Here is a 14782-nt window from a genome sequence, read left to right as displayed (position 1 = left end):
CATAGAAGGATCTGCGGCATGGCGCTCGAACACGCGATCCTCGTGTCGCTCTTGGAGAAGCCGGGGTCCGGCTACGAGCTGGCCCGGCGCTTCGAGCGGTCCATCGGCTACTTCTGGACCGCGACCCACCAACAGATCTATCGCGTGCTCAAGCGCATGGAGAACGACGGCTGGGTCGACGTCCGGGACGTCCCGCAGCAGGGCCGCCCGGACAAGAAGGAGTACTCCGTTGCCGACCTCGGCCGGGCCGCGCTGTCCTCCTGGTTGCACGACCCGATCGAGCCGGAGAGCGTCCGCCACGACCTGGCCGTGAAGATCCGGGGTGCGGCCTTCGACGACCCGGCCGCCCTGATCCGCGAGGTGGAGCGGCACCGGCAGGTACACCGGGACCGGCTGGCGCACTATCTCGCGGGAGAGGTGCGGGACTTCACTGCGCCCGAGGCCCGCGCCGCCGGTTCCGACGCGCCGCTCGACGCAGAGCGAGAGCTGCAGCACGTCGTACTGCGCGGCGGCATCGCGTACGAGCGGATGATGATCGACTGGCTGGACGACGTGCTCGCCACGCTGGCCCGCTTCGGCCCGGGCCGCTGACCGCCGCAGCCGTCGCCGAACCTCCCGATCCGGGCCGTCCCGCCGTCGGACCTCACCGTTTCACACCCGTCCACCAGCCGAAAGGCGTCATCCCCATGGCTGACCAGCTGCTGTTCAACCCGCGCACCTACGACCCCGCGCACTTCGACCCCGAGACGCGCCGCTTGCTGCGTGCCACCGTCGACTGGTTCGAGGAGCGAGGGAAGGGGCGGCTGATCGAGGACTACCGGACCCGCGCGTGGCTCGGCGACTTCCTCGCCTTCGCCGCGAAGGAGAACCTGTTCGCCACCTTCCTGACGCCGTCGTCCGCCGCGGGGGAGGGGGACTCGGACAAGCGGTGGGACACCGCCCGGATCGCCGCGCTCAACGAGATCCTTGGCTTCTACGGCCTCGACTACTGGTACGCCTGGCAGGTCACGATCCTCGGCCTCGGCCCGGTGTGGCAGAGCGACAACGCCACCGCCCGCGCCCGCGCCGCTGAACTCCTCACCCAGGGAGAGGTGTTCGCCTTCGGCCTGTCCGAGAAGACCCACGGCGCCGACATCTACTCCACCGACATGCTGCTCGAGCCCGACGGCAACGGCGGCTTCCGCGCGACCGGTTCCAAGTACTACATCGGCAACGGCAACGCCGCCGGACTCGTCTCCGTCTTCGGCCGCCGCAGCGACGTCGAGGGCCCCGACGGCTATGTGTTCTTCGCCGCCGACAGCCGTCACCCGGCCTATCACCTGGTCAAGAACGTCGTCGACTCCTCGAAGTTCGTCAGTGAGTTCCGCCTGGAGGACTATCCCGTAGCGGCCGAGGACGTCCTGCACACCGGCCGCGCCGCCTTCGACGCCGCCCTCAACACCGTCAACGTCGGCAAGTTCAACCTGTGCACCGCCTCGATCGGCATCTGTGAGCACGCGATGTACGAGGCCGTCACCCACGCCCACAACCGCATCCTCTACGGCCGTCCCGTCACCAGCTTCCCGCACGTGCGGCGCGAGCTGACCGACGCGTACGTCAGGCTCGTCGGCATGAAGTTGTTCAGCGACCGCGCTGTCGACTACTTCCGCTCCGCCGGCCCGGACGACCGCCGATACCTGCTCTTCAACCCGATGACGAAGATGAAGGTGACCACGGAGGGCGAGAAGGTCATCGACCTGATGTGGGACGTCATCGCGGCCAAGGGCTTCGAGAAGGACAACTACTTCGGCCAGGCGGCCGTGGAGATCCGCGGCCTGCCGAAGCTGGAGGGTACGGTCCACGTCAACCTGGCGCTGATCCTGAAGTTCATGCGCAGCCATCTCCTCGAACCGGTCGAGTACCCCGCTGTACCGACCCGCCTCGACGCGGCCGACGACGACTTCCTGTTCCGGCAGGGGCCGGCCCGCGGCCTCGGCGCGGTGCGCTTCCACGACTGGCGGCCCGCCTTCGACGCGTACGCGCACCTGCCCAACGTGACCCGCTTCCGCGAACAGGCCGACGCACTCTGCGCGTTCGTCGCCACGGCCGCCCCCGACGCGGAGCAGAGCCGTGACCTCGACCTGGTCCTCGCGGTCGGTCAGCTCTTCGCCCTCGTCGTGCACGCGCAGCTCGTCCTGGAGCAGGTCGCGCTGACCGGGCTCGACGAGGACGTGCTCGACGAACTCTTCGCCGTCCTCGTGCGGGACTTCTCCGCGCACGCCGTCGAACTGCACGGCAAGGACTCGGCGACCGAACAGCAGCAGGACTGGGCGCTGGGTTCGGTCCGGCGGCCGGTCGTCGACGAGGCACGCACCGAGCGGGTCTGGCAGCGGGTCGAGGCACTGTCCGGCGCGTACGAGATGGCCCCGTAGCCGCGCCGTACGCATCACCGGTGGCCGGGCCGCGCGGGCCCGGCCACCGGCCGGTCATGTTCAGTGACGGCGGACGTCGCTGTCGGACGACCGTGCCGGGTTTCCGTCCCGGCCGCGCGCTCCGGAGCGCCGAGCAGCCTCAGGACGCCATGTCGTCGAACAGCGCGGACATGTCCGGTGCCGGGGCACGGCCCAGTTTCTGTTCGGCCCAGATCACCTTTCCCTGCGCGGCGTAGCGCGTACCCCAGCCGTCCGCGAACTGGGAGACGAGGAACAGGCCCCGCCCTCCTTCGTCGGTGGTGGCCGCTCGCCGGATCCGAGGCGACGTGTTGCTGCCGTCCGACACCTCGCAAACGAGGGTGCGGCCCAGCAGCATTCTGACGCGCACGGGCGGGGCGCCGTAGCGGACCGCGTTGGTGAGGAGCTCGCTGACGATCAGCTCCGTGGCGAACGCCTGGTCCTCCAGCCCCCAGTCGGCGAGTCGTCGGCCCACCTCGCCGCGTACCGGGGACACGGCCGTCACGTCGAACGGGACGTCCCACGTCGCGACGCAGGACGGGGCGAGCAGCCGGGTCCCGGCCACCAGCAGCGCCACGTCGTCGCTGGGGTGCTCGGGCAACATGGTCTCCACGAGGGCGCCGCAGATCTCCTCCGGTGCCTCACCGGCGTGGGCGATGGTCGAGCGGAGCATCTCCATGCCCTCGTCGATGTCCCGGCCACGGTTCTCGATCAGGCCGTCGGTGAACAGCACGAGACGGCTGCCCTCGGCGAGGTCCAGTTCGCCGGCCTCGAAGGGATGCCCGCCCACTCCCAGGGGCGGAGACAGCGGCAGGTCGGGAAAGGTCACCCCACCCTCAGGCGACACCACCGCGGGCGCGACGTGCCCGGCGCGGGCGAAGGTGCAACGCCCCCCGACGGGGTCGTAGACCGCGTAGAGACAGGTGGCGCCGGTGAGCGGAGCACGGTCGTCGTCGGCGTGCGCGGTCTGCGCGTCCAGCCGGGTCACCATCTCGTCGAGATGTCCCAGCAACTCGTCCGGGGCCAGGTCCAGTGAGGAGAAGTTCAGTACGGCGGTCCGCAGCCGTCCCATGGTCGCCGCGGCCTGCAGTCCGTGTCCGACGATGTCACCGACGACCAGGGCGACGCGGAAGCCGGGCAGGGGAATGACGTCGAACCAGTCGCCGCCGACACCGGACTCCGCCGGCAGATAGCGCGAGGCGATCTCCAGCGCGTCCTGTTCGGGGAGGCCCAGGGGCAGCAGGCTGCTTTGCAGCGTCACGGCCATCGCGTGCTCGCGGCCGTACCGACGCGCGTTGTCGATGGCGACGGCGGCACGGGCCACGAGTTCCTCGGCCACGGCGACGTCCTCCTCCTCGAACCGGGGTGTGTTCGTGGCCCGCCAGAAGTTGGCCATGCCGAGGACCACCCCGCGTGCTCGTAGCGGCACGGTGATCAGGGAGTGGATGCCGTAGTCCAGCGCCTTCAGAGCGCCCCGCGGGTCCTGGGCCCGCCAGTCCTCAGCGGTGCGCAGGTCCCGCACCAGCACGGCCTTGCCGCGATTCAGCGCCGCCACCATCGGGGTGTCGGCCATGACGAACCGGATCACGTCCCCCACCGGCTGCAGGGGATGTCCGGTCCGCGCTTCGCTCAGCGCGGTGCGGCGCATCCGGTGCACGGCTCCGGTGGGCTCGTCGCCGCGAAGGACGGATTCGAGGAGTTCCACGGTGACGAAGTCGGCCAAGCGGGGGACCGCCACCTCGGAGAGCTCCTCCGCCGTACGGCGTACATCGAGTGTGGTGCCGATCCGCATACCCGCCTCATACAGGAAGGCAAGGCGTCCACGGGCGATCTCGGCCTGGCCGGAAAGGGCTGTCAGCTCCGTGGTGTCGCGGAAGGTGGCGACCAGACCGGGCACCTCGCCGAACGGTGCGGTGAGCCGGATGTTCACGGCCAGCAGCCGGTCACCCGCCGGGATCACCTCATCGGAGGCGGGCTCCCCCGACGCCAGCAACCGCGTCAGGGCGGGCCCCAGGGAGAGGTCCGTCACCGGCCGCTGTTCGACGTCCTCGGGGAGGCCCAGCAGCCGTCGTGCCTCGTCGTTGGAGAGCAGCAGGCGCCCGTCGCCGCCGACGATCAGGACTCCCTCGCGCACCGCGTGCAACACGGCGTCGTGGTGCTCGTACATTCGGGTCATCTCGGCCGGACCGAGCCCGCGGGTCTGTCTGCGCAGGCGGCGGCTGACCAGTGCCGTGCCGACGGTCGCCAGTGCGAGTGCCGCCGCCGCCGCACCGAGCAGCATGGGCAGCTGCTGGTTCAGCACGTGGCCCAGCGTGGCGTACTCGATACCGGCGCTGACCATCCCCACCACACGCCTGCTCGGATCCATCACGGGTACGACCGCGCGCACGGCGTCGGCCGGCCGGCCGTGGAACGTCTCCGTGAACGTCTCTCCCGCGGCGGCCCGGCCGACGCCCTGTGCCTTCGTACCGATCAGAGCGGGGTTCGGGTCGGTGACCCGGATCCCCCTCTTGTCCAGGACGGTGACGAAGTCGACGCCGGACCCCTTTCTCGCCTGCTCCGCCGCCGTCTGAAGCCGTGCCGTGGGATCCGGCGACATGAGCGCGTACGCCGTGCCCGGGGCGTGCGCGAAGGCTTCCGCCGCGGCCAGAGACCGGTCCTTCGCGCTGCGCTCGCCGTCGTACCGGCCCTGCACGACCAGGGCCGCGGCCGCCACCACGACCAGTACGAGCACGACCAGGGCCTGGAGCAGAAAGACCTGCGCCGCAAGGGTGCGGACGCTCATGGAGGACGACATGCGGCGCCTGCCGGACGGACCGGGCCCTGGCCGACGGAAGGGACCCCGTGACCACCGTGGGCCGGGTGGCGGCGCCGCCCTGGCCCATGGCCTGCGGAAACGTCCGCTCATGTCCCTTTTCTAGCACTGGGCCTCCGTGGTCGGCGAGCGGTACGACCGCGGCTGCGGGCCGTACGGCCCGCAGCGTCAGCGTCCGCGACGCCGAGCTGGGTGGGACGCCGCCCGGCGCATGACGCCGGGAGATGAGGCCGAGACGCAGGAGTGGGGGAGCGGCGGGCGCGGCCCCACTCCCGCCAGAGCGACCAGCACAGTGTCGTTCGCCGCCCGGTCGCCGACGGTGATCCGGAGTCCCTCGCCGGGGTGGTGACGCGCCTGGACACCGGCGTCGGTCAGTGCCGCGGCGCCCTCATCGATCGGATCGGGCGCGGCGAGCCAGACGGAATTGGCGTGGCCGGGACGTACGTGCCAGCCGAGGGACACGAGTTCACGCCGGAGGCGTTCGCGTTCGGCGACGACGGTGTCCACGCGGAGGCGCAGCTCGCTTTCGGCGCGCAGTGAAGCCTTCACCGCCGCTGTCGCCACCGCGTTGATCCCGAAGGGCAGCTGTTGCCGACGGATCCGCTCCACCAGGTCGGGAGCGCCGAGTCCGTAGCCGACTCGCAGGGCGGCGAGGCCGTAGGCCTTGGAGAAGGTGCGCAGGACCAGCAGGTTGGGGTGCGCGTCCAGGAGCGCGGGTGTGTCGGGCAGGTCGGGGTCGCGGGCGAACTCCACGTACGCCTCGTCGAGGAGCACGGTGACGTGTCGGGGGACCTGCCGCAGGAACGCCGACAGCGCGCCGGCCGTGACGAGGGTTCCGGTGGGGTTGTGCGGATTGCACAGCACCACGACACGGCTGCGCTGGTCGAGCGCCGCGAGCAGGGCACCCAGATCCTGGTGTCCGTCCGGCGACAGGGGTACGGGGACCGGTTGAGCACCGACCATGGCGGCCAGGAGGGGGTAGGCGTCGAACGTGCGCCAGGCGTGGACCACTGTGTCGCCGGGCCGGACCACGGCCTGGAGCGACTGCAGGGCCACGCCGACCGATCCGCTGCCGACCACGACGCCGTCGGACGGCACCTGGCACCATGCGGCGATCCGCTCGGTCAGGTCGTCGGGGTGGAACCGCGGGTAGCGGTGCGCCTCCGCGACGGCCCGGTGCATCGCCTCGCGCACCGAGGGCAGCGGGGGATACGGGCTCTCGTTCAGGGCGAGCCGGTGCAGCACGGGGATGTCCATGGCTCAGTCCCGTCCGCCGTGCCAGCGAACGGCGACGGCACCGGCGAAGTCACCCGCGTGCGCGAACCCCCCGAGCACCACCAGATCGCCGTCCTTGACCTGCCGGGAGCTGATCGCGCGGTCCAGGGTGACCGGGATCGCCGCTCCGAACAGGTTCCCGTAGTCGTCGAAGGTGTTCAGGTGCCGCTCGGCCGGCAGTTGCAGCGCCTCTCGCCAGTTCCGCAGGAAGGTGCGGTTGGGCTGGTTGGTGACGAGGACGTCGATGTCGGCGCTCGCCACGCCGAGCCGTCGGCACAGGTCCGTGACCACCTCGGGGACGAGGCGGTTCCCGCGTGCCAGGACCTTGGCGACACTGGCGTCGGTGAACCCGATCCGCAGCTGGGACTCGCCCGGCTCCCAGTACTTGCGACCGTCGTCGACCGCCACGGTCATGTCGCCGGCGTACGCGCCGACGTGCCGGGTCTCCACGTCGAGGACCGGCGACCGTGCCGACGTCGTCACGTACCCCACCCCACACCCGTCGCCCGGGATCGCCGCCTGGGCGAGTTTGCGCACCTCGGACTGGGTGAACCATTGCCCCGCGGCGCTCTGCGCGTTGCATATCAGCGCGGTCTTCGCGTCGGTGGACGTGAGGATCTGCCGGGCCAGCTTCATCATGTACACGAACGACGCGCAGCCCGCGTTGGCCACGTCGACGAGCCACTCCGGGTTCAGGCCCAGCCGACGCGCCACCTCGGTGCCGGCGCCCACGAACGGCAGGTCCGGCAACTGGCTGTGCACCAACAGCACGTCGACTCCCCGGATCTCCGCCGCGCCGTGCCGTTCGATCAGCGGCTGTACGGCGCGCTCGACCATGTCCGCGTTGGTCTCGTCCCTGGCGACGTGGTGCCGTAACCGCGGGACCTTGAACATCGGGTGGTTGCGGAGCTTGTCCTCGGCTCCGGGGAAGTCAGTGTAGAACTCCGCCGGAACCGGCTCGCCGGGCAGGTAGCTCGCGACGTCGGTGAGGCTGACCGTGGTCACCGTGCCACCGCCCTCGCCGGAGCCGAACCGATCGGCAGGCCGCCCCGGTGGCGGTGTTCCAGGATGGCCTTGAGGTTGCGCATCTCCACGGTGTGCCCCGCGTAGAAGAGGTCCCAGTAGTCGCCCACCCAGGGCCGGTCCGGGCGGGGAGCCGTTTCCGGGTGCGGATTGTCGTCGTAGTACGGGTGCCGGCAGTTGGTCCAGGTGATCACCGAACCCGGCTTGTCGAGCACCAGCCGGGCCGGGACGACACGCATCAGGTAGATCATCCACAGCTTGTCGCCCTGGTCCCAGGAGCAGTGGTAGTCCACGGTCATGGCCTCGGGGTTCGCGAGCACCTTGCAGTAGATCCTGGTGTCGTCCTCCAGCCGGTCGTGACCGACCCACAGCCCGGGTGTGCTGGTGGGCGCGAAGTCCCGCAGGCTGCAGGTCCACTCCTCCAGATGGTGCCCCCGGCGCAGGTAGTCGTAGGCCTGTTCCGGGGGACAGTCGACGTACTCGTGGATGGTGCAGTACTGCCCGTAGACCTGATGGTGGGGGTAGACCGCGTGGGTGAGCTCCATGCAGTGGGCGGTCAGTTCCTCCTTGCCGGCGTTCTCGATCCGGACCAGACCGGGGATGTCAGCCAACGTGGACGACTCCTCGCTCATCTGAACTCTCCTTGTTCTCAGTGCGGTTGGTGTTCTCGGTGTGTTCGGTGAAGGTCTGGAAGGGAAGGAACGGCGGGATCTCCCGCGGGTCGCAGTCCACCGAGACGAACGCCGGGCCGCCGCCCGCGTTGCCGCGCAGCAGTGCCGTGCGCAGGTGCGCCGCGTCGGTGGCTCCCGTGGCCTGCAGGGACGGGAAGGCGGCGGCCACTCCGGCGGCGAGGTCGGTCGGGGCGAACAGATCGTCGCTGCGGACGCCGCCCTGCAGGAGTTCCTCCCGCAGCGCGCACATGGCGTGGGCGTTGTTGTTGAAGATCACGAACGTCACGGGTGCGTCGTACTCCACGGCGGTGTGCACTTCCATCCCGTGCATGAAGAAGGCCCCGTCGCCGGCGAGGACGTAGGTGCGCCGCCCGGTGGCGAGCGCGGCGCCGATGCCGGCCCCGAAGGTGTAGCCCATGCCGCCCATACCGACCGCCACCACGAAGCGGCCGTGGCGCGGTGCCGGGAGGAGATGGACCGCGCTGGCCCCCGTGTTGCCGGCGTCCACGAAGACGTGTGCGTCCTGGGGGAGTGCCGCCTCCACCGCGGCGACCGCCTGGGCATGGGGAACGGTTCGTCCTCCGGACCGCGGGGGCGGACCCGGCACGGGTGTGGGGAGGGGGCCGGCGTGTGGCGGGCAGGGACGTGGGTGCGACGGCAGCCGGCCGGTCACCGCGCGCAGCGCGTCCCGCAGGTTCCCACCCAGTACGGTGCCCGCCACGAACGGTGCTTCCGGGCCGACACAGACGACATCGGTGGCGGCCAGGGCCCGGTCGAGGCCGCCGCGTGCCAGGAGCGGCAGTCGGGTACCGACCAGCAGGCACAGGTCGGCCCGCCGCAGACAGTCCTCGACGTTGGCGTGGCCCATCACCCCGGCCACGCCTGCGAACCGGGGATCACGGTTGTCGAAGACGTCCTTGGCGTCCGGGGTGACCGCCACCCACGCCCCGAGGCGCCGGGCCAGTTCGGCCAGCTCCCCCCGCGCGCCGGCGGCGGCGACATCCTCACCGGCGATGACGAGGACGCGACCGGCCCCGCGCAGGGCGTCGCACACGGCGCTGACGGCAACCGGTTCGAGCGGCGCCGCGGATGCCGTCGCGGGGCCGCCCTTCGGGGCCGCGTCACGGGCGGGCATCCGGATCCGCGCCTGCTGCACGTCCTTGGGCAGCAACAGCACGGCAGGCCCCCGTGGATCGGACTGTGCCGCCGCGAGGGCCAGGGGCAGCAACTCCGTGAGCGAGTCGGCGTCATCGACCCGGGCGCAGAACCGGGACACCGGTGCGAAGACCTCCCGTGCGTCGAAGGAGCCCGCCCTGCCGCTGGAGTCCTGGAACGCCCCGTGCCCTTCCTGGCCGGTCGGCGGCTGGCCCACCAGGGCCAGCACGGGCACCCGGGAGGCGTACGCCTCGGCCAGACCCGGTACGAGGTTCATCGCCCCGCCGCCCGAGGTGGCGGCGACGACGCCGAGGCGCCTGGTGGTGCGTGCGTAACCGTCGGCCATGGTGACGGCGGAGAACTCGTGCTTGGCGACGACGCCGCGGACGGCGCCGCCGCGGTGCACCGCGTCATACAGGTCCTCGATGTTCGCGCCGCCGACGCCGAACATGTGCGTGACGCCGGCCCTGGCGAGTTCCCCGGCCAGATAGTCGGCCAGGCGTACGGTTTCCACCGCGTGCGGTTCCGAGGCCGTGGTGGTCATACGGGGCTCCCCTCCCTCTCGTGGTGCCGGTCGATGAGGCCGGACGGCGAGACGACCTGGAAGCGGTGCCGGTATTCCTTGGGAGTGAGTCCCAGCGTTCGTCCGAAGGAGCGGAAGAACGTCTCGGTGGCGGTGAAACCGCAGCGGCCGGCTATCTGGCCGATCGTCAGGTCGGTGGTCTCCAGCAGTTCTCGTGCCCGGGCGATACGCGCCCGCTCGACGTACTGACCGGGGGTCACGCCCACCTCACGCCGGAAGACCCGGGCGAAGTTGCGGTGACTCATGTTGGCCTGCCGCGCGATCTCCGCCACGGGCAGCGGGTTGTCGAGGTTCTTCAGAATCCACTCCTGTGCCGCCCGGATCGGCGGATGGTCGGCCAACTGGGCGTCGAGGACGGCGCTGTACTGGGACTGTCCTCCGTGCCGCTTGAGGAACAGCACCAGGAACCGCGCCGTCTCCAGCGCGAGCGCGGATCCGTGGTCGGCCTCCACCAGAGCCAGCGCCATGTCGATGCCCGTCGACACGCCCGCAGAGGTCACGAAGGGGCCGTCCCAGACGAAGATCGGCTCGGCGTCCACCGTCACATCGGGATAGCGGCCCGCCATCGCCTCGCTGTACGCCCAGTGCGTGGTGGCCCGTCTGCCGTCGAGGAGACCGGCCTCGGCCAGCAGGAAGGATCCGCCGCACACGGAGGCGACTCTGCGCGAGCGGGCCGCTGCCCGGCCGATCCAGGACACGAGTGACCGGTCCCGCAGCGCGTTGTGCAGACTCCATCCGCCCGGCACGAGGAGCGTGTCGATCTGGCCCTGTCCCGCCTCCAGCGGCGAGGCCTCCACCACCACCCCCGAACTCATGCGCACCAAGGGTGCGTCGGCGGAGACGAAGTCGGTCCGGTAGGGGGTGCCCGAAGGGCCCAGGAGCCGGTTCGCGGTATCGAATACTTCAATCGGTCCGGTGATGTCCAGGGCCATCGCACCCGCGTACACCACCACAACAACACGTCGCTCCAACACGGTCACAGCCTGTATCGGATGTCGCACTGGCTGCAATGACAGATTACTGACGTATCCGGCCACCAAGTGGCGTCGGACGGGCCGCAAGGGCGCTGGCAAGGCAGTTCGCGCGCCGGGCGGGCACCGCGGGGTGAGGCAGCTCACAGGGCGTGCGGCCAGGGCGACGACGACGGTCGCGGGAGCCGCGGTGGCGCTCGTCGACTTCGCTCTGTTGTCCGAACGCCCCCTTCGCGCGCTCCGGTACGAGGCACGATGAACTCGTCCGGCCCCCACGGGCCTTGTGACAGCCGCAGGTCGTCCCGGAAAGGCGGTACCAGTTGAGTTCCACCCGCATCGCTTCGGCTGAGGAAGCCGGTGAGGTCCGCCGTTTCTGGGGCGGGCTCGGTCTCCCCGGGCTGATCGACGTCCACACCCACTTCATGCCGGAGCGTGTCCTGCACAAGGTCTGGGGCTACTTCGACGCCAACGGGCCGCTGATCGGTGGGTTGAAGTGGCCGATCACCTACCGGAAGCAGGAGGCGGAGCGGACCGCTCTGCTGCGGGAGTTCGGGGTCCGGGCCTTCACCGCGATGCTCTACCCCCACAAGCCCGGCATGGCCCGGTGGCTGAACGGATGGGCGGCCGAGTTCGCCCGCCGCACCCCCGACTGCCTGCACACCGCCACCCTCTACCCGGAGGCGGACGTCGGGACATACGTCCGTGAGGCTGTCGAAGCGGGGGCGCGCGTGTTCAAGGCCCATGTGCAGGTGGGAGCGTACGACCCAGCCGACGGACTTCTCGAGCGGACATGGGGGATGCTGGCCGATGCCGGGATTCCCGTGGTGATGCACTGCGGCTCCGGACCCGCGCCCGGCAAACACACCGGTCCCGAACCCATCGCCCGAGTGCTGGCACGCCACCCCCGACTACGGCTGATCGTCGCGCACATGGGCATGCCCGAGTACGAGGACTTCCTCGACCTCGCCGAGAGGTACGACCAGGTGCGGCTGGACACGACGATGGCGTTCACCGACTTCGCCGAAGGACTCATGCCGTTCCCCCGCCGGGCCCTGCCACGGCTCGCCGCACTTCACGACCGCATCCTGCTCGGCTCCGACTTCCCCAACATCCCCTACCCCTACCTGCACCAGCTCCACGCCGTGGAACGGCTGGGACTCGGACCGGAGTGGCTGCGGGCCGTGTGCCATGACAACGCGGCGAACCTGTTCGGTCTGTAACACCGGCAAGCCGAGCGGCACCCGACGGCGACCGGTGCGGCGCCCATGCCACCAACGGAACCCTCGAAGTCACGACCGTGGCAGGATGACGCGGCCTCCTGCGCGAATCAGAAACGAACCGATGCTGACGGGCGGCGTCCAACCAGCCTTCCCCGTAAGGGAGGTAGGTGACGGTGGTGGCGCCGATGGAGGCCTGGGAGAGCTACCGTCGGCCCATGACTGAGGACATAGCGGAACGGCAGGTCACCGACGCATGGCGCCGCATCGAGACGTGGCTGCGCGAGCACGCACCGGCCACCTACGGCATGCTGTTGCCGTCGGCGTCGGACGATGAGATCGACACCGTTGCGGAGCGGATCGGAGTCGCGGTACCCGAGAAGCTGCGGACGCTGTGGAAGCTGACGGGGGGTGTGGCGATGGACGCGGGCTACGACTCGGTGTTCGCCGGAGGGTGGTCGCTGACGCATCTCGAGCAGGTCCGGATGCGCAACGATCCCGACGGCCGGCCGGTGCTGATCCAGGCGTTCTCGCTGGGGAATACGGACCCGGTGTGGGGACTTGGTCTTGACCCCAGGGACGGCTTTCTGTATCGCGTGAGCAAGTTCCGCGAAGACCCGCCGGACGAGTTCGACACGCTTCAGACCTTTCTTGAGGAAACGGCGGACTCACTCGAATTCCCCGGCCTCGCCGCGCGGGACAAGCCCGGCCTGGTCGGTGGCTACCTGGTGTGGCAGTCCGACGTCCACGAAGACACCGAGGGCTGGACGGCCTTCACCGGCTGATCTCACGCGCAGCCCAGGCCTGCCCGCACGCGAGGCGTACGTGACGCGGGCTAGTCCTGCCGCGTCCCAGGGTCCTTGAGACCGCGTACCGTCACCGCAATGAGTACAGAGTTGATGGTCGCCTCGGTCTCGGGGGCTGTGGCTCTGGTAAGCGTGGTCATCAGCGCACGTGCCGGCCGTCGGCAGGCACTCCTCGCCGCGGAGTCGGAGCGCCAGACCGCGGCGCTCGCCCGGGGTGGAGATCATTCGGTGACGGGGCCAGTTCTTGGACTTGGGGAATCGAGAGGACAACCGTGGGGCGGTGAACCTCCTTCACATCGGCTACGCGGAGTTCAGCCAACGCCTTGACACCGACCAGGAGTTCTACGCGTGGTTCGCCTCTGCGATTCCCCTTCACTCGTGAACTGCCCCAACGGCAGGCTGAGACCGGGGCCGGGTGAGGCGGCGGCCCGGGTACTGAGGTTGCACTCGTGATGTCGTGACCGGCCTGATGGCCAGGCCGGTCTGAGCAACGACACGGCGTGACGAGTGGGCGGCGCTCGGGCCCGGGGGTCCATGGCGCGCCCGGCGTGACGGTCAAGGGCTCGTCGTCACCTGGTGAAGACGAGGCTGACGTTGTGGCCGCCGAACCCGAACGAGTTGGCCAGCGCGGCAGACCACTGACCAGTGCGCGGCTCACCGTGCACCACGTCCAGTTCCACACGCGGGTCGAGTTCGTCGAGGTTACGCGTGGCCGGCACCGTGCCGTCCCTGAGCGCGAACAGAGCGGCCAGAGCGCCCACCGTTCCGGACGCGCCCATCATGTGACCGGTCATCGACTTCGTCGCCGTCACGGCAGCACGGCTGCCGATCACCCGGCCGATCGCTTCGGCTTCCGCCAGGTCACCGGACTCCGTCGAGGTGGCGTGGGCGTGCACGACCCCGATGTCCGCCGGGGCCAGGCCGGCGTCGCGCAGCGCCAGTTCCATGGCGAAGGCCTGGCCTTCCACGTCGGAGGCCGTGATGTGGTTCGCGCTCGAACCCACGGCACTGCCGGCCAGCGCGCCGTAGGCACGTGCTCCACGGGCCCGGGCGAACTCGGCGCGTTCGAGCACCATCATCCCGGCGCCCTCGCCCATGACGAACCCGGACCGCTTGGCGTCGAACGGGCGAGACACGGTCTCCGGGTCGGCGGACTGCGTCGACAGGGCCTTCATCTGGGCGAATGCCGCGATGGTGAAGGGGTGCAGGCATGCCTCCACCCCACCTGCCAGGACCACGTCCGCCCGCCCACTGCGGATCAGATCCTGCCCCAGGGCGAGTGCCTCTGCCCCGGACGCGCAGGCACTCACCGGAGTCCTGGCACCTCCCTTCGCGCCCAGGTCCATGCTCACCTGAGCAGCCGGCCCGTTGGGCATCAGCATGGGGACCGCGAACGGCGACAACCGGCGTATCCCGGCGCGTTCGAAGACGTCGTCCTGCCCCAGTGTGGTGAGGACACCTCCGGTCCCCGTACCGATCACGACGGCGAATCGTTCCGGCTCGACCTGCGGAGCACCTGCGTCCTGCCAAGCCTCACGCGCACTGAGGAGGGCGACCTGCTCACCGCGGTCCAGCTTCCTGGCCTCGGCCCTCGGAAGCAGGGAGGCGGGGTCCACCGTGAGTCCGGCCGCAACGTGCACGGGCAGGTCCGCGGCCCACTCCTCCTCCAGGAAACGTACCCCCGACTTGCCGTCCAGCAGTCCCGACCACGACGACGGCGCATCGGCTCCCAGCGGCGTCATCGCACCGACGCCCGTCACCAGCACACGACCGTTACGGGTCACACGAGCCTCCTTGAATTGTGTAGGTACTACATGGTGTCTGACCGGCCTTTATG

Annotated in this window: 11 protein-coding genes; 4 read left to right on the top strand and 7 right to left on the bottom strand. The window is 70.3% G+C overall.

Annotation, left to right across the window (positions count from 1 at the left end):
- The first annotated feature begins 18 nt into the window (after positions 1-18).
- Both ACWC94_RS17780 and ACWC94_RS17775 read left to right on the top strand, forming a co-directional pair.
- The gene (locus ACWC94_RS17780) at positions 19-591 is read left to right on the top strand and encodes a PadR family transcriptional regulator (RefSeq protein ID WP_450797504.1); all 573 of its coding nucleotides are present in this window, start codon (positions 19-21) and stop codon (positions 589-591) included.
- 95 nt (positions 592-686) lie between these two features.
- Entirely contained in the window at positions 687-2411 is a 1725-nt protein-coding gene (locus ACWC94_RS17775; protein ID WP_450797502.1) for an acyl-CoA dehydrogenase family protein, read from the top strand.
- 139 nt (positions 2412-2550) lie between these two features.
- Here ACWC94_RS17775 and ACWC94_RS17770 read toward each other — a convergent pair whose 3' ends face one another.
- From ACWC94_RS17770 to ACWC94_RS17745, 6 genes are all read right to left on the bottom strand, one after another.
- On the bottom strand, positions 2551-5214 hold the full coding sequence (locus ACWC94_RS17770; protein ID WP_450797501.1) for a SpoIIE family protein phosphatase: 2664 nt from the start codon (positions 5212-5214) through the stop codon (positions 2551-2553).
- 198 nt (positions 5215-5412) lie between these two features.
- Complete coding sequence (locus ACWC94_RS17765) at positions 5413-6501, bottom strand: histidinol-phosphate transaminase (protein ID WP_450797500.1); 1089 nt, start codon at positions 6499-6501, stop codon at positions 5413-5415.
- A gap of 3 nt (positions 6502-6504) precedes the next feature.
- Positions 6505-7524: a 3-oxoacyl-ACP synthase III family protein gene (locus ACWC94_RS17760; RefSeq protein ID WP_450797498.1), complete on the bottom strand. Its 1020-nt coding sequence runs from the start codon at positions 7522-7524 to the stop codon at positions 6505-6507.
- Positions 7521-8174, bottom strand: a complete 654-nt coding sequence (locus ACWC94_RS17755; protein WP_450797497.1) for an SRPBCC family protein — start codon at positions 8172-8174, stop codon at positions 7521-7523. The genes ACWC94_RS17760 and ACWC94_RS17755 overlap by 4 nt, the downstream gene beginning before the upstream one ends.
- Positions 8146-9912: a thiamine pyrophosphate-binding protein gene (locus ACWC94_RS17750; RefSeq protein ID WP_450797495.1), complete on the bottom strand. Its 1767-nt coding sequence runs from the start codon at positions 9910-9912 to the stop codon at positions 8146-8148. Before ACWC94_RS17750 ends, ACWC94_RS17755 begins: the two co-directional genes overlap by 29 nt.
- On the bottom strand, positions 9909-10925 hold the full coding sequence (locus tag ACWC94_RS17745; RefSeq protein ID WP_450797493.1) for a GlxA family transcriptional regulator: 1017 nt from the start codon (positions 10923-10925) through the stop codon (positions 9909-9911). Before ACWC94_RS17745 ends, ACWC94_RS17750 begins: the two co-directional genes overlap by 4 nt.
- 317 nt (positions 10926-11242) lie before the next feature.
- Here ACWC94_RS17745 and ACWC94_RS17740 point away from each other — a divergent pair, with 317 nt between their 5' ends.
- Both ACWC94_RS17740 and ACWC94_RS17735 read left to right on the top strand, forming a co-directional pair.
- The gene (locus ACWC94_RS17740) at positions 11243-12142 is read left to right on the top strand and encodes an amidohydrolase family protein (protein WP_450797491.1); all 900 of its coding nucleotides are present in this window, start codon (positions 11243-11245) and stop codon (positions 12140-12142) included.
- Positions 12143-12309: 167 nt separating this feature from the next.
- Entirely contained in the window at positions 12310-12924 is a 615-nt protein-coding gene (locus ACWC94_RS17735) for an SMI1/KNR4 family protein (protein WP_450797489.1), read from the top strand.
- A 590-nt stretch (positions 12925-13514) separates the two neighbouring features.
- Here ACWC94_RS17735 and ACWC94_RS17730 read toward each other — a convergent pair.
- Positions 13515-14729: a beta-ketoacyl-[acyl-carrier-protein] synthase family protein gene (locus tag ACWC94_RS17730; RefSeq protein WP_450797488.1), complete on the bottom strand. Its 1215-nt coding sequence runs from the start codon at positions 14727-14729 to the stop codon at positions 13515-13517.
- Positions 14730-14782 lie beyond the last annotated feature (53 nt).

It is taken from the genome of Streptomyces sp. NPDC001135, from assembly GCF_053598395.1.
Note: the sequence above shows the minus strand (reverse complement) of the source record. Positions and strands in the feature narration are given on the sequence as shown.

What these genes read in the sequence shown, in the direction of transcription:
- ACWC94_RS17780 (WP_450797504.1), top strand. Translation starts at nt 19, where the DNA reads ATGGCGCTCGAACACGCGATCCTCGTGTCGCTCTTGGAGAAGCCGGGG.
- ACWC94_RS17775 (WP_450797502.1), top strand. Translation starts at nt 687, where the DNA reads ATGGCTGACCAGCTGCTGTTCAACCCGCGCACCTACGACCCCGCGCAC.
- ACWC94_RS17770 (WP_450797501.1), bottom strand. Translation starts at nt 5,214, where the DNA reads ATGAGCGTCCGCACCCTTGCGGCGCAGGTCTTTCTGCTCCAGGCCCTG.
- ACWC94_RS17765 (WP_450797500.1), bottom strand. Translation starts at nt 6,501, where the DNA reads ATGGACATCCCCGTGCTGCACCGGCTCGCCCTGAACGAGAGCCCGTAT.
- ACWC94_RS17755 (WP_450797497.1), bottom strand. Translation starts at nt 8,174, where the DNA reads ATGAGCGAGGAGTCGTCCACGTTGGCTGACATCCCCGGTCTGGTCCGG.
- ACWC94_RS17750 (WP_450797495.1), bottom strand. Translation starts at nt 9,912, where the DNA reads ATGACCACCACGGCCTCGGAACCGCACGCGGTGGAAACCGTACGCCTG.